The organism is Rhizobium sp. CFBP 13726 (assembly GCF_014841925.1).
In the GTDB taxonomy this organism is placed as follows: domain Bacteria; phylum Pseudomonadota; class Alphaproteobacteria; order Rhizobiales; family Rhizobiaceae; genus Neorhizobium; species Neorhizobium soli.
Window position 1 is genome coordinate 809538 of sequence record NZ_JACYUU010000002.1, and the last position, 24489, is coordinate 834026.

A 24489-nucleotide genomic window follows, 5' to 3' on the forward strand; every position below is an offset into this window, starting at 1 on the left:
TCCCCGGCAAGGGAAGAGGCGTCTGTATGCTACCCGTGACTGGAGGTCATTGGGCTTTCATTACTCTCCGTGGCGGGTCAGTTGACCTGCTGCGGAGCGATCTGCGCTTCGATCGTCTTGACGCTGTCGGACGCATCGGCCGCAATCGAGATACGGCGTGGCTTCAGCGCTTCCGGAATGTTGCGCACCAGATCGATGTGCAAGAGACCGTTCTTCAGCGAAGCGGTTTCGACTTCCACGTGATCGGCGAGCTGGAAGCGGCGCTCGAAGGCGCGCTTGGCGATGCCGCGGTAGAGATATTCGGTCTCGGCACCGGCTTCGTCATCGCTCTTCTCGCCCTTCACGGTCAGCGAATGGGCCTGGAATTCGATCGAGAGCTCCTTCTCGTCAAATCCCGCGACAGCCATCGTGATGCGATAGGTGTTGTCGCCGGTCCGCTCGATATTGTAGGGCGGATAGCTCTGGGCCTGATCGCCAAGGTTGCGATTGTCGAGCAGATTGAAGAGACGGTCGAAACCGACGGTGGAGCGGTAAAGGGGGGAAAAATCGACGTGACGCATAAAGTCCTCCATTGAAGCGACGTTGCGGTTTAGCTTTGGTGTCTCACCCCGTTCTGGCGATGAAGACCCCGTTCTGCAGGCCCTTTCGGCGCCTGCAGAGGAAAGATGGGAATTGATTTTCCGTCATTCAAGAGGTTTTTTGTCGGGGGAAATTCATCCGGTGACGGGCTCGGCTTTCTGGTTATAGGCCGGCAGGTCAGAGTTCTCCGCTCCGGCCTCGCCTCTATCCGCATCCACCATTTCAGATGATTTCACTTGACGTGGCGGCCCGGATCGCTTGAGCCTGTCGGCATGACTGACACGCCCCACGCCTCACAGACCCTGTTGCGATCGACCCCGGAAAATCCGGCGCCGGCCGATTACACCGCTGGCCATTTCACCGGTCACCGCGGCACGAAGCTGCGTTACGCGCTTTTCCGCTCACCGGTCTCACCGGCCCGCGGCACGATCGTGCTGCTGCAGGGGCGCAATGAGTTCATCGAGAAATATTTCGAGACTATCCGCGAGCTCAACGCGATGGGCCTGTGGGTCGCGACCTACGATCTGCGCGGCCAGGGCGGTTCCGACCGCGAGACACGGCATATGAAAAAAGGCCATGTCAGACATTTCTCCGACTACCAGAAAGACCTCGACATCTTTCTCGAGCAGATCGTGCTTCCGGATGCACGCCTGCCTTTTTTTCTGATCGCCCATTCCACCGGCGCACTGATCGCACTGTCGTCGACGCCGAAACTCGCCAACCGGATCAGCCGCATGGCGCTGCTGTCGCCCTATATCGGCTTTCAGGGCCAGGCCCTGCCGGAACGCATCGTCTGGCCGCTTTCGACGGTCATGCGCTGGACCGGGCTCGGCAAGATCCAGCTTGGCGGAGACAAGCGCTTCATACCCTTCGAACGAAACGGCCTGACCGGCGATCGCACCCGCTTCGAGCGAAATCTCGGCCTCTACGCTGCCTATCCGGAACTGACAGTCGGCGCACCGACGGCCGGCTGGGTTCACGAGACCCTTCGCGCAAGCCGGCGCGTCTCGTCGCAGGCGCATCTGACACGGATCACCATTCCGACGCTGATCATCGCGCCTGTCCTCGATGGCGTCGTGCCCTATTCGGCCCAGGAGGAACTCTCGCGCAATTTCCGGGCGGCACAGCTCATCACCATCACCGGCGGCCGCCATGAGCTGCTGCAGGAAAAGAATATCTACCGGGCCCAGGTGATGGCGGCGCTCGAGGCCTTCATGCCTGGGCTCGATGGCGGCATAGACCTCAGCGAAACCGCGGCCTGACCCGTCTTATCGGCGCGCCAGCAGCGCAAGCGCTTCGGCGTGCACGCTACGCGAACCGGCGGCGATGATATTGCCGCCGTTCTCCGGCCGGCCACCGTCCCAGTCGGTGATGATGCCGCCCGCCTGCTCGATGATCGGGATCAGCGCACCGACATCATAGGGCTGAAGATTGTTCTCAACCACGAGATCGATATGACCGCCCGCCAGAAGGCAATAGGCGTAGCAATCGCAGCCATAGCGGAACAGCCGCACCTTCTCTTCGATCGAGCGGTAAAGTGCCAGATCCTCGCCCTCGAAAATATGCGGTGACGTGGTGAAGAGAACCGCATCGGACAGCTGTCCGCAGTCACGCACGGCAAGGACGGCCTCACCACCCGGGCCGCGATAGGTTGCGACTTTGCCATCGGCAAAATAGCGTTCGCCGGTAAACGGCTGGTCCATCATGCCCATCGTGGCCCGACCATTCGACTGCAAGCCGATCAGCGTGCCCCACAGCGGCACGCCTGAGATAAAGGCCCGCGTCCCGTCGATCGGATCGATGACCCAGACATGCTCGCGGTCGAGCCCGACATTGCCATGCTCTTCGCCCAGGATGCCGTGTTCGGGAAACCGCGCCTCGATCAGGGCCCGGATGGCGGTTTCCGCCGCCCTGTCGCCCTCGGTCACCGGATCGAACCCGCCGGCCAGCTTGTTGACGACGGAGACACCGGTGCGGAAGCGCGGCAGCGTCTGCTCGCGGGCGGCGTCGGCGAGCGTATCGAAAAAGGCGCGATCAGGCAGCATCAACAACTCCGTCCCAGAAAAGCTGCCCCCGTTCTAAAGCAGGTCTTGACGCTTAGAAAGGCCTGAACCGTTCTTCGAGTGACCAAAACGCGGTCACATCGCCGAATAATGATGCAATTTTCATCACACAAAATAATTGATTGACAAATGTGCATAACGGACGTAGCGTCTTCATACAGTCTTTGACTGTAAATACCCTCCTTGGGTGTTTCCTCCCTAGACTTAGCCGCGCTGTAAGCGCGGTTTTTTTTGTCCAAATACAGGGGATGGAAGGATATCGCTCGATGAGCACGCAGATGTCTGCATGTTGCGGCATCGAATGCGTTCTGTCAGGGAGTCGGCTACCTCGGCGATCGAAGTCAGCCTGATGCGGGGATACTATTCCGCGGCGAGCGCGGTATCGCCGGCCGAGAAATCAGCGACGAAGTCGGCCATCTGGCGCATGAAGAGCGAGAGTGCGGCGGCGATCGCATCAAATTCCGGCCGCTTCGAAAGCGTCCCCTCATCCACGTAAAGCCCGCGGTTGATCTCGATCTGCAGCGCGTGCAGGCCGCGCACGGGCCGGCCGTAGTGTTCGGTGATGAAACCGCCCGCGTAAGGCTTGTTGCGCACGGCGGCAAAACCCATCTCGCTCAGGAAGCTGAGCGCTGCGCGGGAAAGCTCGGCAGACGCGCTTGTGCCGTAGCGATCGCCGATGATGAAGTCGGGCTTCACGTTCGAACCCGAAAGCCGGATATTGCCAGGCATCGAATGACAATCAATCAACACGCAGATGCCGAACCGGGCATGCGTGGCCGCGATCAGCCGGCGCAGGCAGGCATGGTATGGCTTGTAGATTGCCTCGATCCGGGACAGGCCCTCCGCCACCGAAAGCTTGCGCCGGTAGATATCCATGTTCTCGGCGACGATGCGCGGAATGGTGCCGAGGCCACCGGCAACGCGCATCGATCCGATATTGGCGTAAGGCGGCAACGGACCATCGAACATACGCGGATCGAGTTCGAACGGCTCGCGATTGACGTCGAGATAGGCCCTGGGGAAATGGGCGGCCAGCAAGGGCGCGCCAAGTTCCGGCGCATCGGCGAAGAGATCGTCGACATAATGATCTGCCGAACGGCGAATCGACATCGAGTCGAGATTGCTGTCGGCAAGAAAGCTTTCCGGGTAGCACCGGCCGCTATGGGGAGAGTTGTACACGAAGGGAATGGTCTGCCTGGCGGGTTCCCTTACCTCGAAATGCTCAGGATCGCCGGCGTTGAAATCCATTCCGTTTTTACCATGTCATGAACAAGTCGGATGAGGTATGTTGCCAGTTGCCCGGCGGGAAGTCCATACTATGTAATCCCACCAAGGCTGCTTCGGCTCTTATTAAACGGATGTTTACCGTCAATTGAGAGTGTAGACGGCCATACAGCCACGACTCATAGACAGATAGCGGTCCCCGAGATGCTTCCAAAAATCCTTCTCGCCGAAGATGACAACGACATGCGCCGCTTCCTGGTGAAAGCGTTGGAAAAGGCGGGCTACAAGGTCATTTCCTTCGACAACGGCGCCAGCGCCTACGACCGGCTCCGCGAAGAGCCTTTCTCGCTGCTCCTGACCGACATCGTCATGCCCGAGATGGACGGCATCGAGCTCGCCCGGCGCGCGACCGAACTCGACCCCGATCTCAAGGTCATGTTCATCACAGGGTTTGCCGCCGTCGCTCTGAATTCTGATTCGAAGGCCCCGAAGGATGCAAAGGTTCTCTCCAAGCCCTTCCACCTGCGCGATCTTGTGGATGAAGTGAACAAGCTTCTGGCCGCGTAAGCCCGGTTTTCCGGCGGCTGTCAAAAAGACTTCACAAAACCGGAAAAAGCCTATTGACGGCACATCGGTTTCTGTGGTCTTAAGCCGCCCATCGGATGGGCGTATAGCTCAGCGGGAGAGCACTACGTTGACATCGTAGGGGTCACAGGTTCAATCCCTGTTACGCCCACCATCCTGATTAGCCGCAAGGCACGAAAGGCTTCCGGAAAACCGGAAGCCTTTTTCGTTTCAAGCCGTTAACCGACCGCATAACGTCCCGTCACCATTCTTCCATCCGTAACAATACCAATAGCGCGAGGCTTGCGGATGCGGGAGCTTGTGGGTCTGAGTTTGTGGCTGGCCTCTCGGCCAGTGGCACTCAGGCGGCCGGGGTCGTGTGGGGCTCCGGCCGCTTCAATAGCGCTTCACTTCCCGAATTTACCGCAAACAAAAGCCGCCCGTGGAAGCTCCTGGGCGGCTTTGCTGTTGTGATCCTTGGGGTCTTTCTTAGAAGACCACGGCGCCTGCCGTCAGTGCCAGAACCAAGAAGATCAGGAAGATCACGATAGCGATAAAGAACAGGATTTTCGCAATGCCCGCGGTGGCAGAGGAGACGCCGGAAAAGCCGAGGAAGCCTGAAATCACGGAGATGACGAGAAAGATGAGAGCCCATTTCAGCATGGTATTATTCCTTCATATTTGATGCGGGAACAACGTGAGAAAAGGTTCCAGGTTCCAGCGCCGTGATGGCCGCGAAGAAATATTCCGGCAAAAATGTGAACTACCCGTCGGCAAGCAGATGCACTCGTCCCGAGATGCCGATCGACACCCGGTCGCCTGACGCAAGCAGCTCGCGGCCGGGGATATCCAGACGGAAGGAAATCTCGCCCTCGGCGATACCGTCTCCGGCGAGTGTTATCCTCGCATCAAGCGACGGCCCGCAGAAAACCACGTCGCTGACCACAGCCGAGACCCCGTTGTCCGGCGCGTATTCGATCCGGCTGACGGTAAACTGCTCAGGCCGGATCATGATCTGCGCCCGGCCGCGATAGGTGACGTCCGCAACCTCTAGCCGGCCGATCGGACTGTCGGCTATCCCGTCGCTCACCATGGCCGGCAGCACGACCGCTTCTCCGAGGAAGGTGGCCGTCGCCCGGTCGACGGGTTTCAGATAGACCTCGCGCGGCGTGCCGACCTGGGCGAATTTTCCCGCCCGCATCACGACCAGCTCATCGGCGAAGGCAAGCGCTTCCGCCTGGTCATGGGTAACGAGAATGGTGGTGACGCCGGCAGCCGACAGCACGGCGGCCACAGCCTTTCGGGTGGCGGTCCTCAGGCCCATGTCGAGCGCCGAGAAGGGTTCGTCCAGCAGCATCAGCCGCGGCCTGCGGGCAAGCGCTCTTGCCAGCGCCACGCGCTGCTGCTGGCCGCCGGAAAGCTGATCCGGCTTGCGGGCAAGCATCGCCCCGTCAAGCCCGACCATCTCCATCAGTTCCGCAGCCCTTGCCTGTTTGGCGTCGCGATCCGCATCCATGCCGAAACCGATATTGTCGAGCACCGAAAGATGCGGAAACAGGCAGCCGTCCTGCGCCACGATGCCGATATTACGTCGGTAGGCAGCAACATGCGCGTCCGCATTGGACATGATCTCGCCGCCAAGCGTGATCGAGCCGGCGTCAGGAACCTCGAACCCGGCAATCAGCCGCAAAAGCGTGGTCTTGCCGCAGCCGGAAGGGCCGACGATGGCCGTGCGGCTTCCGCTTTGGGCTGCAAGGTCGACACCGGCAACGGCTGCGACGGAACCGTAGCTCTTGGCAACGGAGGAAAGGGTAAGCAGCGTCATCGCCCGGCGATCTTTTTTGACTGGTGGTGAAGGAGAAGGGTGAGCGGAAGCGAAAACAGGATCATCAGCAGCGCATACGGTGCGGCTCCCGCATAGTCGATCTCGCTGGTCAGCGCCCAGAATGCCATGGCAAGCGTGCGCGTGCCGTTGGGCGCAAGCATCTGGGTCGCGGTCAGCTCGTTCATGATGCCGAGCGAGGAAAGCGCCATGGCAGATGCAGCGCCGGGCGCCGCCAGCCGCACTGTGGTGGACCAGAGCGCCCGCGCGGGCGAACGTCCGAGACTTTCGGCCGCCTGTTCCAGCTCTGCCGGCACCTGCGCGATGCTGGCGCGCAGGCTGACCAGCGCCCGCGGCAGAAACATGATGACGTAAGCGATGACGATCGTCGCCACCGTCTGGTAAAGCGGCAGCATCACCCGGATCGAGATCGTCACCAGAGCGAGCGCGACAACCACGCCCGGCATCGAGCTTGCGAGATAATAGCAGCCTTCGAGAAACCGACTGGAACGCGTCGGGCGGCGCACCGAAAGCCAGGCGATCGGCACGGCGGCAGCAGCCGTCGCCACACCGCCGATCACGCAGATCGTCAGCGTCTGGGAAAGGGCCAACCCGATCTCGCTGAATTGCCAGATATCAGCACCACCGGCGATCAGCCAGCGCCCGAGCGTCAGCACCGGCACGCCAAGCGAAACCGCAGTAGTCACGACCGGCAGCAGCAGGCAGGGATATCGCCAGACGCCAAGCGAGGCGCGCACCGGATGGCGGGCAACGCCCGAGCCCAGCCGGGCATAGCGACGGCGGCCCCGCACAGCGGCATCGACGCCGATCAGCACGAAGCAGCAGGCCACCAGCACCAGCGCCAGCATATGCGCTGCAACGCCGTTGTAGGTGGACTGGAACTGGTCAAGAATTGCCGTCGTGAATGTATCGAACCGGATCATCGCATAGAGCCCGTATTCCGACAGGAGATGCAGGCTGATCAGCAGCGCCCCGCCACACAGTGACAGTCTGAGTTGCGGCAACACAACACGCCGCATGACAGCAGCGGGCGAAAGACCGAGAGAGGCCGCCTGATCCTCCAGTGCCGGATCGATCAGCCGAAGGGCCGCCGACACGGGAAGGTAGACGAAGGGAAAGTAGGTCACGACCGAGATCGCGACGCCCGCTCCAAGCCCGTTCAGCCGCGGCCACATACCGATCCAGGCATAGGACTGCACGAAAGCGGGAATGGCGAGCGGCACGATGGCAAGCCAGGCCCATAGCTTTGCACCCGGCAGGTCGGTGCGCTCCGTCAGCCATGCAAGCGCTGTTGCAAGAACCGTCGCGACCGGCACCGTGAAGACGATCAGCGCAACGGTATTGAACAGGAGGTCGCCGACACGGGAACGGAAGATCAGCTGCGATGCCGTTTCCCAGCCGGTCGCAACCGTTGCCCAGAACACGAACCCGAGCGGCGTCAGCGTCAGGGCGGCAATCGCAACGGCGATTGCCAGCGTCCAAGACGATCCGGCAAGGGGTTTCCCCGCAGGCTTCCGGCGCGGCCGGCTGGCAACCATGCTCTCGGTGGTAAACGTCATCGCGTGCTCAAGAAAGAAGAGACATCGCAGGTACGCCCTGCGATGTCCGTGCGCAACAGGATTCGATGGTGTTTAGAGAATGCCGGCGGCTGTCATCATGTCGGTGACCTTGGCATTGTTGAGGCTCGAAGGCTCGACCTTCGGCGCCTGAAGGTCGGCAATCGGAACGAGCGCCTTGTTGGAAGCCTCGTCCTTGCCGACGGCGTATTCGAACGAGGTGCCGTCACGCAGAATCTTCTGGCCGCCCTTGCCGGCAAGCCATTTCAGAAATGCCTGCGCCTGCTCCTTGTGCTTGGAAGAGGCCAGAATGCCGCCGCCGGAGATCGACACGAAGGCGCCCGGATCCTGGTTCTTGAAGTAATGCAGCGCAACGTTCTTGCTGTTTTCGCCGGTCTTCGCCTGATCGCCGAAATAGTAGTAGTGATAGATCAGCGCGCCTTCGAACTGGCCCGCATTGACGGCCTTCATGGCGGTGGAATTGCCACGCACGGCCGTGAAGTTCTCCTTCATGCCCTTCAGCCAGGAAGCAGTTTCCGTCTCGCCCTTCAGCTGCAGAAACGCACCGACGATCGCCTGGAAATCGGCGCCCGACGGCGATGCGGCCCAGCGGCCCTTCCATTCGGACTTGGCGAGATCGAGCATCGATTTCGGCAGCTTGTCCTCGGTAAGCTTGGTCTTGTCATAGGCAAACACGGTGGAACGCGCGGCAATTCCGGTCCAGTGACCGTTGGCCGGGCGGAACTGCTCGGGAACGAGATCGAGCGTTGCCTTGTCGACAGGCTCAAACAGCCCCTTGCCATCGACAAGCGCCATGGCCGGCGAATTTTCCGTCAGAAACAGGTCGGCCGGCGAGTTGGCGCCTTCCTGCACAATCTGGTTTGCCATTTCGAGGTCGGATCCGTTGCGCACCGTAATGACGATGCCGGTCTCTTCCTTGAAGGCCTCGACCCATTCCTTGGTCAGGCCCTCGTGCTGGGCATTGTAGATCGTCAGGCTGTCGGCGACCTGCGCGTTGGCCGGCATGGACAGAGCGAGTAGCGAAACGGCGAGCGAAGCTCCGGCCGAAAGAGCAGACAGAATTTTCAAGTTTGCCTCCAATTCATAAGCGTCATCGCATCGATAGCCAAAGCCGACCCGCGTAGTCAAGTTTAAGAATCGAACGGGGATGGAGACCGATTGCGGCAAATGCCGGCGAATCAGGTAGAGCTGAAACGAACACATCAAGAACAAGCCGCGGAAGCTGAATGTCGGTTGCTTATCTGGAAAAATTGAACGAGGCCCAGCGCCGCGCGGTCGAGCATGGTTCGGACGTGCCGGATGGCGGCGCTGCCGGACCGCTTCTGGTCATTGCAGGCGCAGGCTCCGGCAAGACCAACACGCTTGCCCATCGCGTCGCCCACCTGATTGTGTCGGGCGCCGATCCTCGCCGCCTGCTGCTGATGACGTTTTCCCGCCGTGCGGCCTCCGAAATGGCCCGCCGCGTCCAGCGCATCTGCCGCGAAGTGATGGGGGCGAAGTCCGGCGTCATGACCGATGCGCTCGCCTGGGCCGGCACGTTTCACGGCATCGGCGCAAGGCTGTTGCGGATCTATGCCGAACAGATCGGCCTCGACCAGGAATTCACCATCCACGACCGTGAGGATTCCGCCGACCTGATGAACCTCGTTCGCCACGAGCTCGGCTTCTCCAAGATGGAAAGCCGGTTTCCGACCAAGGGCACCTGCCTTGCCATCTATTCGCGCGCCGTCAATTCCGAGACGCCGCTGGACGAGGTGCTGAAGACCTCCTTCCCGTGGTGCCTTGCCTGGGAACCGCAGCTGCGCGATCTGTTTGCCTCCTATGTCGAGGCCAAGCAGGCGCAGAACGTGCTCGATTACGACGATCTTCTGCTCTACTGGGCGCAGATGATGAGCGAGCCGCTGATTGCGCAGGATATCGGCGAACGGTTCGATCACGTCATGGTCGACGAATACCAGGACACGAACCGGCTGCAATCCTCGATCCTGATGGCGATGAAGCCCGGCGGCCGCGGGCTGACGGTGGTGGGCGACGACGCCCAGTCGATCTATTCGTTCCGCGCCGCCACGATCCGCAACATCCTCGATTTCCCAGCAACCTTCGATCCGCCGGCCAACATCGTCACGCTCGACCGCAACTACCGCTCGACCACGACGATCCTTGCAGCCACCAACGGCGTCATCGAACTTGCCCGCGAGCGATTTACCAAAAACCTGTGGACCGACCGGCAGTCGGATGAGCGGCCGCGTCTGGTCACCGTCAAGGACGAGACCGAGCAGGCGAGCTATATCGTGGAGAAAATCCTCGAGAACCGCGAAACCGGCATGTTGCTGAAGCAGCAGGCCGTGCTGTTTCGCGCCTCGCACCATTCCGGTCCGCTGGAAGTGGAACTCACGCGCCGCAACATTCCCTTCGTCAAGTTCGGCGGCCTGAAATTCCTCGATAGCGCCCATGTGAAGGACATGCTGGCGGCTCTGCGCTTTGCCCAGAACCCGCGTGACCGGGTTGCGGGGTTCAGGCTTCTGCAGCTCATTCCGGGTATCGGCCCGCAAACGGCGGCAAAGATCCTCGATGCGATCGCAGCCGATCCGGAACCGCTGGCAGCACTCCAGGAAATCCCCTCGCCTCCAAGGTCCGGCGAAGACTGGCCGGCCTTTGTCGAGATGCTTGGCGCCGTCAGGAAAAGCGAAGGCTGGCCTTCCGAAATCGGTCTCGCCCGCCAATGGTACGAGCCGCATCTTAGCCGCATCCACGAAGATGCCGACACCCGCAAGGCCGACCTTCTGCAACTGGAGCAGATCGCCTCGGGCTACGCGTCGCGCGAACGCTTCCTCACCGAACTGACGCTCGATCCGCCGGATGCGACGAGCGATCAGGCCGGCGTTCCGCTGCTGGACGAGGATTACCTGATCCTTTCGACCATCCATTCCGCCAAGGGCCAGGAATGGCGCTCGGTTTTCCTGCTCAACTGTGTCGACGGCTGCATTCCCTCCGATCTCGGCACCGGCACGACAGCCGAAATCGAGGAGGAACGGCGGCTGCTCTACGTGGCGATGACGCGCGCGAAGGATCACCTTCACCTGATCACGCCGCAGCGTTTCTTTACCCACGGCCAGCATTCCCAAGGCGACAGGCACGTCTACGCCTCACGCTCCCGCTTTATCCCGGCAACGCTGCTGCAGTTCTTCGAAAGCACCGCCTGGCCGGTGGTGGCGCAAATGACCGAAGCCGAACGCCAAGCCCGCCACCAGATCCGCATCGACGTAACCGCAAGAATGCGCGGCATGTGGCGCTGACCGTCACAAGTTGCGCGAACGTATAGGCAAGCTGCCTGACAATGGAGATTGCGTGTTGGAAATATCGTCGCTTGAAACCGCATTCTCGATGAAGGAGCCGGTCATCGGCCTCCGATTTGCATCCGAAGACCTGTCCGATTTCATCACGTCCGAATCGAAATTTTCGGATTGCCGGTTCAACGATTGCATCTTCGATGGCGCGAAGATCAGAGAATGCGAATTCATCGGCTGCAGCTTTTCCAACTGCTCCTTCAAGGAAGCCGAGTTTTTCAACTGCATCTTCGTCGATCGCGAAACGCAGGCAGGATCTGCGTGGAATTACTGCGACCTCAACGAGGCGAAGTTTAAGGCCTGCAACCTTTCCAACAACCGCATCGTCAAATGCGAAGCCTTCCTGCTCGAGATCACCGATTCGTCGGCCGTCGGTCTGCAGTTCGACGCCGAGGTTCATCGCAAGATCAGCAAGCGCATGATGTTTGGCGGCGTCGTCTTACAGCGTTGCAAGCTGCAGTACGCGGTGTTTGCGGCCTCAAGCTACGAAGAGAGCCGGTTCGAGAGCTGCGATCTCAGAGACTGCTCGTTTGTCGAAAGCAATCTCAGCCGCGTCAGCCTGATGGGATCGAGCCTCAACAATATCGATTTCACCGGCGCGACGCTTGATTTCGCCAACCTGTCGCAGGCGACCTTCGACGAGATGGATCTTGCAGCCATGGCGTCGTTCAAGGGCATGACTGTCAGCCGCGACCAGCACGAAAACCTGCTCCGCTCGATGGGAATTCTGACGTCGGGATAAGCAGCAGACACAACCGGTGGGCGGAAAGGCTTTCCTTTCAAACCGAAAAAGCATTAGAGCGACCGTTCTGCGTCGAAGGAGACTGAAGTGGACAGCAATCAATCGGCAAGGCCACCGCAGGCGACGTCGTCGGCCCAGCCGGCCCCGTCGACGAAGAAGGCTGCAGCGTGGATGCTGACGTCGATCAGCCTGCTGCTGCTGATGGCGATTTCCGGCCGGATCATCACCCGCGAGATCGACGTGTTCCAGGTGATGGAAATGCGCTCGATCATCGCCTTCTTCATGCTTTTGCCGCTGGTGTTTCGCGAGGGTGGCTTCAAAGCCATGCGCACCACCATCCTGCCGGCCCATATCGGCCGCAACGTCGCCCACTATATCGGCCAGTTCGCATGGCTGATGGGCCTGACGCTGATCCCGCTCGCGCAGGTGATCGCCATCGAATTCACCGCCCCGATCTGGGCCGCGCTGATGGCAGCGGCTTTCCTCGGGGAGAAGCTGACATGGCGCAAGGGTGCGGCGATCGGCTTCGGGCTCGCCGGCGTGCTTCTGATCCTGCGGCCAGGCGCCGCCCCGCTCAACCCAGGCCACCTGATCGTGCTGGGCGCTGCCTTCTTCTTCGCCATCTCCTTCATCACCACCAAGCTCCTGACGCGCACCGACAGCGCCACCAAGATCATCTTCTGGATGCTGATCATCCAGTCGATCATCGGGCTGATTCCGGCGCTCCGGGTATGGACCTGGCCGTCCGCGGGGATCTGGCCGTGGATCTTCCTGATCGCGTTCACGGGCACATTCGCGCATTACTGCATGGCAAAGGCGCTGTCTTATGCCGATGCGACGGTGGCGATGCCGATGGATTATCTCCGCGTGCCGGCCTCGGCCCTCATCGGCTACCTTCTCTACGCCGAAGCCATCGACGGCCTGACCGCCGCCGGCGCAATCCTCATCCTCGCCGGCAACCTCTTCAACCTGCGACGCCCGAACGCCGGAAGAATCCAACAGACGCCGCCGTGAGATCGGTTTAGTCTTGTTCCTTGAATGCTGCGGGGATATCGCGCGCGCCGTGCAGGATGCGCTCAATTCTCACACCATTCTGGGACACGGTGTAGAACATCACGTACCGTTTGAAGTGGATGCAACGAAGCCCGGCTGATAGTTCCGGCCGAGCCGTCCCCTGTATGGTGTCTCTGAAAGACGTTCGCAGTGGGTCCGCAACTCGGCGATAAAACGGTACGCCGCGGCCGGATTTTTCAGGGCAATGTAGTCGCCAACCTCTTCCAGATCTTTCGAGGCGGAAGGGGCAAACAGTACGCGCATCAGGAGCGGCGTCCGCCATATCTGGCTTCGAGCCGATCGAAGACGTCATCTGCCGGAATGCCCGGCCCGCTCTCGATACCGGTGCGGATATCCGCCTTCAGTGCATCGAGCCCAGCCTTGCCATGCTCCTCCATCTCTTCGAGCAGGCGAAGGCTATCGCGCATGACGTCGCTTTCGCTCGCATAGCGTCCGCTTTCCACCAGTTTGCGCACGAAGCTTTCGTAATGGGGGCCGAGTTCATAACTGGAAGGCATAAGATCCACCCTTGTTTCCCGGAAATTATCATCTTCGAGATCCACGTAAAGCGTGTCCCCTCTCACCCCTCACCCAGACTAATCATCGTTTCTCCAGCAACTCGATCTGGATCTGCTGGAGTTCTGCGAGCCGTTCCCACTGCTTGGCCATCTGGTGATCGATCTTTTCATGCAGCTGGCGGATTTCGAGTTCGGCTCGAAGGTTGACCATGTAGTCGTTTTCGCTGCGCAGCCGGTCCTTGTCCTCCTGCCGCCTCTGGCTCATCATGATGACGGGTGCCTGCAGGGCGGCAAGCGAGGACAGGACGAGATTGAGCAGGATGAACGGAAAGGGGTCGAACGGATCGGCGGACAAACCGACCACGTTAAGCGCCATCCACAAAACCAGCACGGCTAAAAAGGACAGGATGAAGGTCCAGGAGCCTCCGAAGGCGGCGACCCTGTCGGCGACCCTTTCCCCGAACGTTTCCGCCTGGTCGATTGCGGCGGGCGCGCCCGCCTGAACCGTCAGCGTTCCCTTTTCGAAACTGTCGAGCACGCGGGCGTCAAGCTCGGTGATCTCGCCCCGCTCCTCTTCCAGCAGTGCCTCCACGTAGCGCCGCCTGAAGCGCGCCAGATCCTCGTCGCAGATCAGACTGTCGGCGCTACAGGTCTTTACCTCCTCCGCGATCATCTCGAAGAGATGCGGCCTGAGAGTGCCCGCCTTGTGAAGCTTCGATACCGCAAACGTGCGACCGCAGATGAGGCATTGCCCGGTTCTCCCTGTCGTTTGAGAAGCATGCTTACCCATTGTCTCAAGCCTCGTTCTTCGTATCGACAGCCAGGAGCGGCGCCAGATGAAATACCTTTGGTGAAAATCTGTCCGAAAACACGTCGGAGCGGCCGATATAGAGGAGTGTCGAGCCGGTAAGCCCGGCCAGCACGTCGAGCAACAGCGCCTGCGTCTCCGGTTCGAGCCCTTCCAGGACGTCGTCCATGATCAGCCAGTCCGGCTTTCGAAGCACGGCATTGGCGATCTGCAGCGCCACTTCCTCGTCCTTGTCGAGCAGCCGGTCCCATCGCTCCACCTCGTCGAGTTTATCGACGAGCCGATGCAGACCGACTTTCTCCAACGCTTGCGCCAGCGCCGCGTCGGTCATGTCGGGAATGCCATCGCGCATGCCAGCAGGCCCAGTCGCCGGATAGGTCATGACCTCGCGCAGTGATGCGGTCGGCAGATAACCTTCCTGCGGCATCATGATCATCCGATCTGCGGCCGGCAGTCGGATCTCGCCCTTGCCCCAGGGCCAGATACCGGACAGTGCCTGGAACAGAAGATGCCGGTCTGTCCCCGGATTGCCGTTGATCAGCACGCGCTCGCCGGGCCGGATGGTGAAGGCGCCTTCCGCGACCCTGATGCCATGGCCGTCCCCACCCTTGTCGGGTTCGCCGAAGACCGCAAGGTCGGTGACGGACAGCACGTCCTCCCCATCGCTTTTCCGGTAGGTGAGGACGGAGCCTTCCATCGCCGGCGTATCCATCGAAACCAGGGCATTGCGGAACGAGGAGACACGGCCGAGCGTCGCCCGCCAGTCGGCGATGACGCTGAAATTCGCCACATACCAGCGCAGCGCCTGGTTGACCTGGTTGAAGGCGCCGACCGCCATCATCAGACCGCCGAACGAAAGATTGCCGGAAAAATACATCGGCGAGGCAATGATGATCGGCGCCACCAACGCCAGCCAACCGAAACCGGCCGACACCCAGGTCAGGTTAGTGAGCGCCCAGGCAAGCTTGCGCAGCATGCCGAGCACGCCATCGATTGCGGTGTGAACGCGGAAAAGCTCGCTTTCCTCGCCGCGCGCAAGCGTGATCGGCTTCATGTTCTCGTTCGCCCGGACAAGGGTCGCGCGCAGATCAGCCTCGCGGGCATAGCGCTGCGCATTCAGCCGCGCCAGCCGGCTGCCGACGACGTTGCTCATGACGGATCCGAAAAGGGCGTAGAGGATCGTCGCCCACAGCATATAGCCGGGAATGACAATGGTGCGACCGCCGATCTGCAGGCCGAAATCGGTCGAGATCGCCCATAGCACGCCGATGAAACTTGCAAGAAGAATGGTCGAATTGACGAGACCGATCGACAGTGACGTCGTGTTTTCGGCCAGGATGCGGGTGTCCTCATGCAGTCTCTGGTCCGGATTGTCGGCGATCGCGCCGGCACCGGCAAGCTTCAGGGCCCGCCCCGGCGTCAGCCAGACATCGGCGAGATCGCGGGCCAGCCCTTCTCGCATCCGCATCGCGGCGATCTGGTTCAGCCATTGCTGGATGACGTTGAGCAGTGTCAGGAGCGAGGCGAGGACTCCGAACACCACAAGCTGGTGGAGGAATTCGGGCATGTCGCGCCGCGCCAAGGCATCGTAGAACGGTCCGTTCCACTCGTTCAGCCGATAGGTGGCGTAGGTGGTCGCAAAGATGACGCAGAGCAGCGCGGCCGTGAGCGCGAGAACGGGATTGCGCACCGGGGACGCCCAGAACGCCCCTGTCATCATTTTGAGCTGGCCAGACAGAGGAAGTTCATAGGGCTCCGCCTTATCTTGCGAATTCACCATCTGCCGCCGGCTCCTGCCTGTCTGTGTCGAGTCCTAACTACCACAAGGGAATTGCGAAGGTGCGAGAAAGGCGTGCCGTTCACGGCTGACCGGGAACAGCGTCGAGCGTCCCACGATCGAATGCGGACGTCCGCTCGTCACATCGCCTTGAACAGCACACTCGGATCGGTGAGGTATTTCGCAAAGATCGGCAGGCTGGCGCCGCCGATGGCGCGGGCGTGGCTGCCGACCTTGCCCTCGATGATATCGGGGATGATGACACCTTGCAGATCGAGCCGCTTGACGGCCTCGATCGTCTCGGTGACGATCCGCTTGCGCACCCATGACGGAAATCCGCCATCGATCACGGCAGCCCCGAAATCGATGATCGAGGCGCTGGCAATGATCGCCTGGGCAAGCGCTGCCGCCGTCTCGCCGATCCACAGATCGAGCGGCGCGCCGAAATCGATCCATTCGTCGGCCGAATACCAGAGCGGCTCCGGATCGATCCCCTTTTCCTTCAGCATGTTCTCGAGAACGAAAATTGAAGCGACGTCGAGCAACTGCCGGGTTGAACCGTCCCTGCCGCGCACCGGAAGTGGCGCGACGGCGCCTGCCGTCCCGGTACGGCCGGAAAACACCGCGGAGTTCAGAACGATGCCGCCGCCGATAAATGACCCGATGAAAAAATAGACAAAGTCCGGATAGGACGGACCGATCCCGAACACCAGCTCCGCACCGCAGGCGCTGGTCGCGTCGTTCTGCAGGTAGACGGCATGCTTGGTCGAGGCGGAGACCTCCTGCTGCAGGTCGAAATCGCGCCAGAGGTCCATCGCGCCCGCAGGCGCGCCGACCTCGTCTGCCCAGTTCCACAGTTCGAACGGCGCCGAGATCCCGATGCCGGCGATCCGCTCACGCTCGACCATGCTGAGCTGGCCCTCGAGCCTGCCGATCCCCTTGCCGATGATCTCGATGATCTTCTGCGGCACTGGGTAGGCGTAGGTTTCGTGATGATGCATCCGGATCTGCCCGACGAAATCCATCAGCACCAGATCGGCGCTGCGCCGGCCGATTTTCACCCCGAAGGAAAACACGGCATCGGGATTGAGCCGCATCGGGACCGACGGCTGCCCCACCCGGCCGCGGATCGGTTCGCCGCGCAGCAGAAGCCCGTCCTTTTCGAGCGATCGCATGATCACCGACACAGTCTGCGCCGACAGTCCGCTGGCGCGGGTAATGTCCGCCTTCGACATTTCGCCGTGCATGCGAACAAGCGAAAGGACCAGCCTCTCGTTATAGGCACGCACGCGAACCTGGTTCGATCCGCCCGAAAAACTGCCGAGCGGCATCGACCCTGTCGCGGTACTTCCCGCGATCGACATTGGAACTCCTCCCGAAACTCGCCGTGGATCGTCGCTCCACGCACGCCGAATATGCCACCGTGGATAAATAATTCAATCGGAATTAATTATTGACAGCTCATGGAAAACTGGTCTTAATCCGGGCTGCAGAGGACATGGGAGGCTTGGAGACGGCGCTCGTCGAATTCGATGGCACCCGGTGTTTCTGAACATTTGCATCAATCGCCCCAAGCTTGGGGAAAAGATCTCTCGGGAGGAGATATCATGAAAAAGACTGTGCTTTCTGGCGCCTTTGCGGCGCTTGTCCTCGGCGTTGCGTTTTCCGCTCCGGCGCACGCAGCCGACGTCTCCGCCTGCCTCATCACCAAGACAGATACCAATCCGTTCTTCGTGAAGATGAAGGACGGTGCGACCGCGAAAGCCAAGGAACTCGGCGTCACGCTGAAATCCTATGCCGGCAAGATCGATGGCGATTCCGAAAGCCAGGTTGCCGCGATCGAAACCTGCATCGCCGATGGCGCCAAGGGTATCCTGATCACCGCGTCCGACACCAAGGGCATCGTGCCGAACCTCAAGAAGGCTCGCGACGCCGGCATGCTGATCATCGCCCTCGACACGCCGCTGGAGCCGATCAACGCGGCCGACATGACGTTCGCGACCGACAACCTTCTGGCCGGCAAGCTGATTGGCCAATGGGCCAAGGAAACGCTCGGCGACAAGGCCAAGGAAGCCAAGGTGGCCTTCCTCGACCTTACCCCGTCGCAGCCTTCCGTCGACATCCTGCGCGACCAGGGCTTCATGATCGGTTTCGGCATCGATCCGAAAGATCCGAACAAGATCGGCGACGAGAACGATCCGCGCATCGTCGGCCATGACGTCACAAACGGCAATGAAGAAGGCGGCCGCACCGCGATGGAAAACCTTCTGCAGAAGGATCCGACGATCAACGTCGTCCACACCATCAACGAACCGGCAGCAGCCGGCGCCTATGAAGCGCTGAAGGCCGTCGGTCGCGAAAAGGACGTGCTTCTGGTTTCCGTTGACGGCGGCTGCCCGGGCGTCAAGAACGTCGCCGGCGGTGTCATCGGTGCAACCTCGCAGCAGTATCCGCTGCAGATGGCGTCGCTCGGCATCGAGGCGATCAAGAAGTTCGCCGATACCGGTGAAAAGCCGAAGCCGACTGCCGGCAAGGACTTCTTCGACACAGGCGTAACGCTCGTGACCGACAAGCCGGTTCCGGCGATCAAGTCGATCGACACCAAGGAAGGTCTGAACAAGTGCTGGGGCTGATCCCCACCTGCATTTGAAAGATCAAACCACTACCCTCCCCGCAACGGGGAGGGCTTGATCCGGCGGCAACCGCTCAGACAATCCATGCGTCCGCCGCAAGTCTCCTCCCACCGGGGTGGGAGAGATGGCCGGCAGGCCGGAGAGGGTCTCTCACCGTCGAGCGACAACGGAATTTCTCGGAGGAACATCCATGACCGAGCCAACGGCGGCATCGCCGCATCATGACTACGAAAAGGTTCTGAAGGACAGTTCGACCGACGTCGCGTCCTTCGACGGCGACAAGAAAACGCCAGTCCAGAAATTCCAGCACTTCCTGCACACCAGTCCGTCGGCGGTTTCGCTGATCGTCCTCGTCGCAGCCCTGCTGGTGTTCGGCATCCTTCTCGGCGGCAAATTCTTCAACGCCTTCTCCCTGACGCTGATCCTGCAGCAGGTGGCAATCACCGGCATTATCGGCGCGGCGCAGACACTGGTCATCATGACCGCCGGCATCGATCTTTCGGTCGGCGCCATCATGGTCCTCTCCTCTGTCGTCATGGGCCAGATGGTCTTCCGCTACGGAGTGCCCGTTGAAATCGCCATTCCCTGCGGCTTCGCGGTCGGCGCGATTTGCGGCTTCATCAACGGCTTCCTGATCGCCCGCGTGAAACTGCCGCCCTTCATCGTCACGCTCGGCATGTGGCAGATCGTGCTTGCAACCAACTTCCTCTATTCCTCCAACGAGACGATCCGCTCGCAGGAAATCGAGGCGACGGCCCCGCTTCTGCAGTTCCTCGGCACGACGTTCAAGGTCGGCGGCGCCGTCTTCACCTTTGGCGTCGTCGCAATGGTTCTGCTGGTCGCCGTCCTCTGGTACGTGCTCAACCAGACCGCCTGGGGCAGACATCTTTACGCAGTCGGTGACGATCCCGAAGCGGCAGAGCTTTCCGGCGTCAACGTCAAGCGCATGCTGATTTCGGTCTACGTTCTGGCCGGCACCATCTGCGCGCTTGCCGGCTGGGTCTCGATCGGCCGCAACGGTTCGGTTTCCCCGACAGTGGGCCAGTTCGCCAACATCGAATCCATCACCGCCGTGGTGATCGGCGGCATATCGCTGTTCGGCGGCCGCGGCTCGATCCTCGGCATGGTGTTCGGCGCCCTCATCGTCGGCGTGTTCTCGTTCGGCCTTCGAATGCTCGGCACCGACGTCCAGTGGACCTACCTCCTGATCGGCGTGCTGATCATCGCCGCCGTCGCAATCGATCAATGGATCAGAAAGGCAGCCGGCTGATGGCACGCGATCCGAACACTCAACCCATCCTCGCCGCCCGCGGCCTGGTCAAGCGCTACGGCCGCGTGACCGCCCTCGACAACGCCGATTTCGACCTCTATCCGGGTGAAATCCTCGCCGTCATCGGCGATAACGGCGCCGGCAAGTCGTCGCTGATCAAGGCGATCTCAGGCGCGATCCGTCCCGACGAGGGCGAGATCACGCTGGAAGGCAAGCCGGTCCAGTTCCGCTCGCCGATCGAGGCCCGCGATGCGGGCATCGAGACCGTCTACCAGAACCTCGCACTCTCGCCGGCACTGTCGATCGCAGACAACATGTTCCTCGGCCGCGAAATCCGCAGCAAGGGCTTCATGGGAAAATACCTGCGCAAGCTCGACCATGGCGCCATGGAGAAGTTTGCCCGCGGCAAGCTCTCCGAACTCGGCCTGATGACCATCCAGAACATCAACCAGGCGGTCGAGACCCTCTCGGGCGGTCAGCGCCAGGGTGTGGCGGTGGCGCGCGCTGCAGCCTTCGGTTCCAAGGTGATCATCCTCGACGAACCGACGGCAGCGCTCGGCGTCAAGGAAAGCCGCAAGGTGCTGGAACTGATCCTCGACGTGCGCTCGCGCGGCATTCCGATCGTGCTGATCAGCCACAACATGCCGCATGTCTTTGAAGTGGCCGATCGTATCCACATCCACCGGCTCGGAAAACGACTGACCGTCATCAACCCGAAAGACTACACGATGTCCGACGCCGTCGCCTTCATGACCGGCGCCAAGGTCCCGACGGAAGCCGTCGCGGCCTAACGGAAATACCTGGGAATGCCCACTCCCCGCTCGCGGGGAGTGGGCACGTACCCTGATCTGACTCTGAGCGCGCAGCCTGCGTCCTTCTCCCCGCCCGCGGGGAGAAGGTGCCGGTAGGCGGATAAGGGGCAATCTCAGCCGGATGACCCTTACCCGGCACAACCATCGAAAACCGAACGAAGCTCACCTTTCGACACGAGCGGGAAAACAGCCTGCCCCGCCTTGCATTCTTTTCATGCATTGCACAAACTCGCGGCAACGATGACGTAACGGCCCGTTCAACAAGGCCGGCAAGGGGCATAATGTCGATCAAGGCGAGCATCTACCACCTCACCCATTACAGCTATGACAGGCCGGTCCGCATGGGCCCGCAGATCATCCGGCTGAAGCCCGCCGCTCATTCCCGCACAAAAGTGCTGTCGCATTCGCTGAAGGTCACGCCGGAGAATCACTTCGTCAACCTGCAGCAGGACCCCTACGGCAACTACCTCGCCCGCTTCGTGTTTCCCGAACCGGTGACCGAATTCAAGATCGAGGTCGACCTCGTCGCCGACATGACGGTCTACAATCCCTTCGACTTCTTCGTCGAGGAAGAGGCGCAGGCCTGGCCGTTCACCTATCCGGCCGACCTTATCGAAGACCTGTCGATCTACCGCACGCCCGAGCCGCCGGAACCGGCGCTCATTGAATATCTGAAGACGCTGGACATGTCGCCCGGCCAGCCGACCGTCGACATGGTGGTTGGTATCAACGCCCGCCTGCAGCAGGCGATCGGTTATGTCATCCGCATGGAACCCGGCGTCCAGACGCCCGAGCAGACGCTGACCTCGGCCATGGGCTCCTGCCGCGACTCGAGCTGGCTGCTGGTACAGATCCTGCGCCATCTCGGCTTTGCCGCCCGCTTCGTCTCCGGCTACCTGATCCAGCTGACGCCGGACCTGAAGGCGCTCGATGGTCCCTCCGGCACCGAGGTCGATTTCACCGATCTTCATGCCTGGTGCGAAGTCTATCTGCCGGGCGCCGGCTGGATCGGCCTTGATCCGACATCGGGCCTTTTGACCGGCGAAAGCCACATTCCACTCGCCGCCACGCCGCATTACCGCAATGCCGCGCCGATATCGGGCGGTTACTTCGGTGAGGCGAACACGTCGTTCGATTTCGCCATGAACATCACCCGTGTTGCCGAGCATCCGCGCATCACCAAGCCATTCTCAGATGACAGCTGGGACGCGCTGAACGATCTCGGCGAACAGGTGGACCGCGTGCTGGAAGCCCAGGACGTGCGCCTCACGATGGGCGGCGAACCGACCTTCGTGTCGATCGACGACTTCGAATCCGACGAATGGAACACCGGCGCCGTCGGCCCCACCAAGCGCGAAAAGGCCGACGTCCTCATCCGCAAGCTGCGTGAAAAATTCGCGCCGGGCGGTTTCCTGCACTACGGCCAGGGTAAATGGTATCCGGGCGAAAGCCTGCCGCGCTGGACGTTCTCGCTCTACTGGCGCAAGGACGGCAAGCCGATCTGGAGCAATCCCGATCTGGTGGCCGAAGAAGGCCGCGACTATGGCAGCGGCGAGCAGGACTCGCAGCAATTCCTGACGGCACTCGCAGCGGAACTCGATATCGGCGAAGAGATGGTCGTGCCCGCCTATGAGGATCCGGCCGAATGGATCATCAAGGAAGGCTCGCTGCCTGATAATGTCGATCCATCCAATTCGAAACTCAAGGACCCGGAAGAGCGCAACCGCATCGCCCGCGTCTTCGAGCGCGGCCTGACCAACCCGTCGGGCTATATCCTGCCTGTTCAGGCCTGGCAGTCGCACGCGAGAGGCGGCAGCCTGGGCGCAAAGCGCTGGATCAGCGAAAAATGGAGCACCCGTCGCGGCAAGATCTTCCTTGTGCCCGGCGACAGCCCGGTCGGCTACCGCCTGCCGCTCGGCACGCTTCCCTATATCCCGCCATCGCAATTCCCCTATATCCACGAGGCCGATCCCTCGATCCCCCGCACCGCCCTGCCCGACGTGATCGTCCCGCCGGGTCACGAAGCGACCGAAGGCCGGGCGATGCCCGAGCAGTCGTTCACGGCCGGCGACCCGACCAATCCCGGCCGCGTCGAGCAGACGCTCGGTGAAATCGGCGGCGCGGTGCGCACCGCAATTTCCGTCGAGCCGCGCGATGGCCGGCTTTGCGTCTTCATGCCGCCGGTCGAAAAGATCGAGGACTATCTCGAACTGATCGCGGCTGCCGAAAATGCGGCGACCAAGCTCGGTCTCGCCGTCCATATCGAAGGCTACGCGCCGCCGCATGACGAGCGCATCAACGTCATCCGCGTCGCGCCCGATCCTGGCGTCATCGAGGTCAACATTCATCCGGCCGCAAGCTGGAAGGAGACGGTCGAAACGACAACGGCGATCTATGAAGAGGCCCGCCAGAGCCGTCTCGGCGCAGACAAGTTCATGATCGACGGCCGCCACACCGGCACCGGCGGTGGCAATCATGTCGTGGTCGGTGGCGCCAACCCGAACGACAGCCCGTTCCTGCGTCGCCCGGACCTGCTCAAAAGCCTCGTGCTGCACTGGCAGCGCCATCCGGCGCTGTCCTACCTGTTCTCCGGCCTGTTCATCGGACCGACCAGCCAGGCACCGCGTCTCGACGAGGCCCGTCACGATTCGATGTACGAGCTCGAAATCGCGATGTCCCAGGTGCCGATGCCGGGCCAGGGTGCAGCACCGCTGCCATGGCTCGTCGACCGGCTGTTCCGCAACCTCTTGACCGACGTCACCGGCAACACCCACCGTTCAGAAATCTGCATCGACAAGCTGTTTTCCCCTGACGGACCGACCGGCCGTCTGGGCCTCGTCGAATTCCGCGGTTTCGAAATGCCGCCGAATGCACGCATGTCGCTCGCCCAGCAACTGCTCGTGCGCGCGCTGATCGCCCGCTTTTGGAAAAACCCGGTTCAGGGCCGGTTTACCCGCTGGGGCACGGCGCTGGCGGATCGGTTCATGCTGTCCCATTACATCTGGGCCGATTTCATGGACGTGCTGGCGGACCTGCGCGAAAACGGCTTCGACCTTCGGCCCGAATGGTTCGAGGCACAGCTCGAGTTCCGCTTCCCGTTCTTCGGTGAGGTCGAGTACGAGGGCGCAAAGCTCGAACTGCGCCAGGCGCTGGAACCCTGGCATGTGATGGGCGAACAGGGCGCGATCGGCGGCACGGTGCGCTATGTCGACAGTTCCGTGGAGCGCCTGCAGGTGCGGCTCGAGACCAGCAACCCGCAGCGCTATACGGTCGCCTGCAACGGCCGCGCCGTGCCGTTGACGCCGACGGGCGTATCCGGCGTTTCGGTCGCCGGCGTGCGCTTCAAGGCATGGCAGCCGTCGTCTGGCCTGCATCCGGTATTGCCGGTCAATACGCCGCTGACATTCGATATCTATGACACATGGTCCAGCCGCTCGATCGGTGGCTGCATCTATCATGTTGCCCATCCGGGTGGTCGCAACTATGAGACCTTTCCGGTCAATGGCAACGAAGCGGAAGCGCGAAGGCTCGCACGGTTCGAACCGTGGGGACACACGGCGGGCAGTTATGCTTTGATGCAGGAAATGCCATCGCCCGAATTTCCGCTGACACTCGATCTGCGCCGGCCACCCGGGATTTAAACGGACCGCCTGGGTTTTAACTGGAGTTGACAGCAAGC

Annotated in this window: 20 protein-coding genes, 1 tRNA gene and 1 pseudogene; 10 read left to right on the top strand and 12 right to left on the bottom strand. The window is 61.4% G+C overall.

Annotated elements, in window-relative coordinates; genetic code table 11:
* Positions 1-77: 77 nt before the first annotated feature.
* On the bottom strand, positions 78-560 hold the full coding sequence (locus tag IFT66_RS11145; protein ID WP_062460976.1) for an Hsp20 family protein: 483 nt from the start codon (positions 558-560) through the stop codon (positions 78-80).
* 291 nt (positions 561-851) lie between these two features.
* Between IFT66_RS11145 and IFT66_RS11150 the strand changes: the two genes are divergently transcribed.
* Positions 852-1841 carry an alpha/beta fold hydrolase gene (locus IFT66_RS11150; RefSeq protein ID WP_192077628.1) on the top strand — a complete coding sequence of 330 codons (990 nt, stop codon included), beginning with the start codon at positions 852-854 and terminating at the stop codon, positions 1839-1841.
* 6 nt (positions 1842-1847) lie between these two features.
* Here the strand turns inward: IFT66_RS11150 and hisN are convergent, their stop codons facing one another.
* Together hisN and IFT66_RS11160 are read right to left on the bottom strand one after the other, a co-directional pair.
* Positions 1848-2624: a histidinol-phosphatase gene (gene hisN, locus IFT66_RS11155; RefSeq protein ID WP_062460982.1), complete on the bottom strand. Its 777-nt coding sequence runs from the start codon at positions 2622-2624 to the stop codon at positions 1848-1850.
* A gap of 378 nt (positions 2625-3002) precedes the next feature.
* The gene (locus IFT66_RS11160) at positions 3003-3890 is read right to left on the bottom strand and encodes an N-formylglutamate amidohydrolase (protein WP_092659802.1); all 888 of its coding nucleotides are present in this window, start codon (positions 3888-3890) and stop codon (positions 3003-3005) included.
* Positions 3891-4070: 180 nt separating this feature from the next.
* Between IFT66_RS11160 and cpdR1 the strand changes: the two genes are divergently transcribed.
* Entirely contained in the window at positions 4071-4433 is a 363-nt protein-coding gene (gene cpdR1 / locus IFT66_RS11165) for a response regulator CpdR1 (protein WP_062460988.1), read from the top strand.
* A gap of 97 nt (positions 4434-4530) precedes the next feature.
* Positions 4531-4605 (top strand) — tRNA-Val (locus tag IFT66_RS11170).
* A 314-nt stretch (positions 4606-4919) separates the two neighbouring features.
* Here IFT66_RS11170 and IFT66_RS11175 read toward each other — a convergent pair.
* The 4 genes from IFT66_RS11175 to IFT66_RS11190 all read right to left on the bottom strand — a co-directional run bounded on the left by IFT66_RS11175 (position 4920) and on the right by IFT66_RS11190 (position 8855).
* Positions 4920-5093: a DUF1328 domain-containing protein gene (locus IFT66_RS11175; protein WP_082471987.1), complete on the bottom strand. Its 174-nt coding sequence runs from the start codon at positions 5091-5093 to the stop codon at positions 4920-4922.
* Positions 5094-5193: 100 nt separating this feature from the next.
* Positions 5194-6255, bottom strand: coding sequence for an ABC transporter ATP-binding protein (locus IFT66_RS11180; RefSeq protein WP_192077629.1), 1062 nt, complete (start codon positions 6253-6255; stop codon positions 5194-5196).
* Complete coding sequence (locus tag IFT66_RS11185; RefSeq protein ID WP_113165480.1) at positions 6252-7832, bottom strand: ABC transporter permease; 1581 nt, start codon at positions 7830-7832, stop codon at positions 6252-6254. Before IFT66_RS11185 ends, IFT66_RS11180 begins: the two co-directional genes overlap by 4 nt.
* 72 nt (positions 7833-7904) lie before the next feature.
* Entirely contained in the window at positions 7905-8855 is a 951-nt protein-coding gene (locus IFT66_RS11190; RefSeq protein ID WP_446737902.1) for an iron ABC transporter substrate-binding protein, read from the bottom strand.
* 221 nt (positions 8856-9076) lie between these two features.
* On the opposite strand from IFT66_RS11190, the gene IFT66_RS11195 reads away from it, so the two are divergent.
* The 3 genes from IFT66_RS11195 to IFT66_RS11205 all read left to right on the top strand — a co-directional run bounded on the left by IFT66_RS11195 (position 9077) and on the right by IFT66_RS11205 (position 12953).
* Positions 9077-11146, top strand: a complete 2070-nt coding sequence (locus IFT66_RS11195; protein ID WP_192077631.1) for an ATP-dependent helicase — start codon at positions 9077-9079, stop codon at positions 11144-11146.
* 52 nt (positions 11147-11198) lie between these two features.
* Positions 11199-11939 (top strand): pentapeptide repeat-containing protein, encoded by a 741-nt coding sequence (locus IFT66_RS11200; RefSeq protein ID WP_184654401.1) that lies wholly within the window; start codon positions 11199-11201, stop codon positions 11937-11939.
* Positions 11940-12110: 171 nt separating this feature from the next.
* Entirely contained in the window at positions 12111-12953 is an 843-nt protein-coding gene (locus tag IFT66_RS11205) for a DMT family transporter (RefSeq protein ID WP_062461885.1), read from the top strand.
* 7 nt (positions 12954-12960) lie between these two features.
* Here the strand turns inward: IFT66_RS11205 and IFT66_RS23845 are convergent.
* From IFT66_RS23845 to IFT66_RS11230, 5 genes and pseudogenes are all read right to left on the bottom strand, one after another.
* Positions 12961-13256: pseudogene (locus IFT66_RS23845) on the bottom strand (type II toxin-antitoxin system RelE/ParE family toxin).
* A complete protein-coding gene (locus IFT66_RS11215; RefSeq protein ID WP_192077632.1) occupies positions 13256-13510 on the bottom strand; it encodes a type II toxin-antitoxin system ParD family antitoxin in 255 nt (84 codons plus the stop codon). Before IFT66_RS11215 ends, IFT66_RS23845 begins: the two are co-directional and overlap by 1 nt.
* An 82-nt stretch (positions 13511-13592) precedes the next feature.
* Positions 13593-14300, bottom strand: coding sequence for a DUF1003 domain-containing protein (locus IFT66_RS11220; RefSeq protein ID WP_192077633.1), 708 nt, complete (start codon positions 14298-14300; stop codon positions 13593-13595).
* 4 nt (positions 14301-14304) lie between these two features.
* On the bottom strand, positions 14305-16098 hold the full coding sequence (locus IFT66_RS11225) for an ABC transporter ATP-binding protein/permease (RefSeq protein ID WP_192077634.1): 1794 nt from the start codon (positions 16096-16098) through the stop codon (positions 14305-14307).
* A 137-nt stretch (positions 16099-16235) separates the two neighbouring features.
* On the bottom strand, positions 16236-17459 hold the full coding sequence (locus tag IFT66_RS11230) for an ROK family transcriptional regulator (RefSeq protein WP_062461012.1): 1224 nt from the start codon (positions 17457-17459) through the stop codon (positions 16236-16238).
* A gap of 243 nt (positions 17460-17702) precedes the next feature.
* Between IFT66_RS11230 and IFT66_RS11235 the strand changes: the two genes are divergently transcribed.
* From IFT66_RS11235 to IFT66_RS11250, 4 genes are all read left to right on the top strand, one after another.
* Positions 17703-18728, top strand: a complete 1026-nt coding sequence (locus IFT66_RS11235) for a sugar ABC transporter substrate-binding protein (protein WP_192077635.1) — start codon at positions 17703-17705, stop codon at positions 18726-18728.
* A gap of 190 nt (positions 18729-18918) precedes the next feature.
* Positions 18919-19998 carry an ABC transporter permease gene (locus tag IFT66_RS11240; protein WP_062461017.1) on the top strand — a complete coding sequence of 360 codons (1080 nt, stop codon included), beginning with the start codon at positions 18919-18921 and terminating at the stop codon, positions 19996-19998.
* On the top strand, positions 19998-20789 hold the full coding sequence (locus tag IFT66_RS11245) for an ATP-binding cassette domain-containing protein (RefSeq protein ID WP_062461891.1): 792 nt from the start codon (positions 19998-20000) through the stop codon (positions 20787-20789). Before IFT66_RS11240 ends, IFT66_RS11245 begins: the two co-directional genes overlap by 1 nt.
* Before the next feature lie 302 nt (positions 20790-21091).
* Positions 21092-24451 carry a transglutaminase family protein gene (locus IFT66_RS11250; RefSeq protein ID WP_192077636.1) on the top strand — a complete coding sequence of 1120 codons (3360 nt, stop codon included), beginning with the start codon at positions 21092-21094 and terminating at the stop codon, positions 24449-24451.
* The last annotated feature ends 38 nt before the right edge of the window (positions 24452-24489 follow it).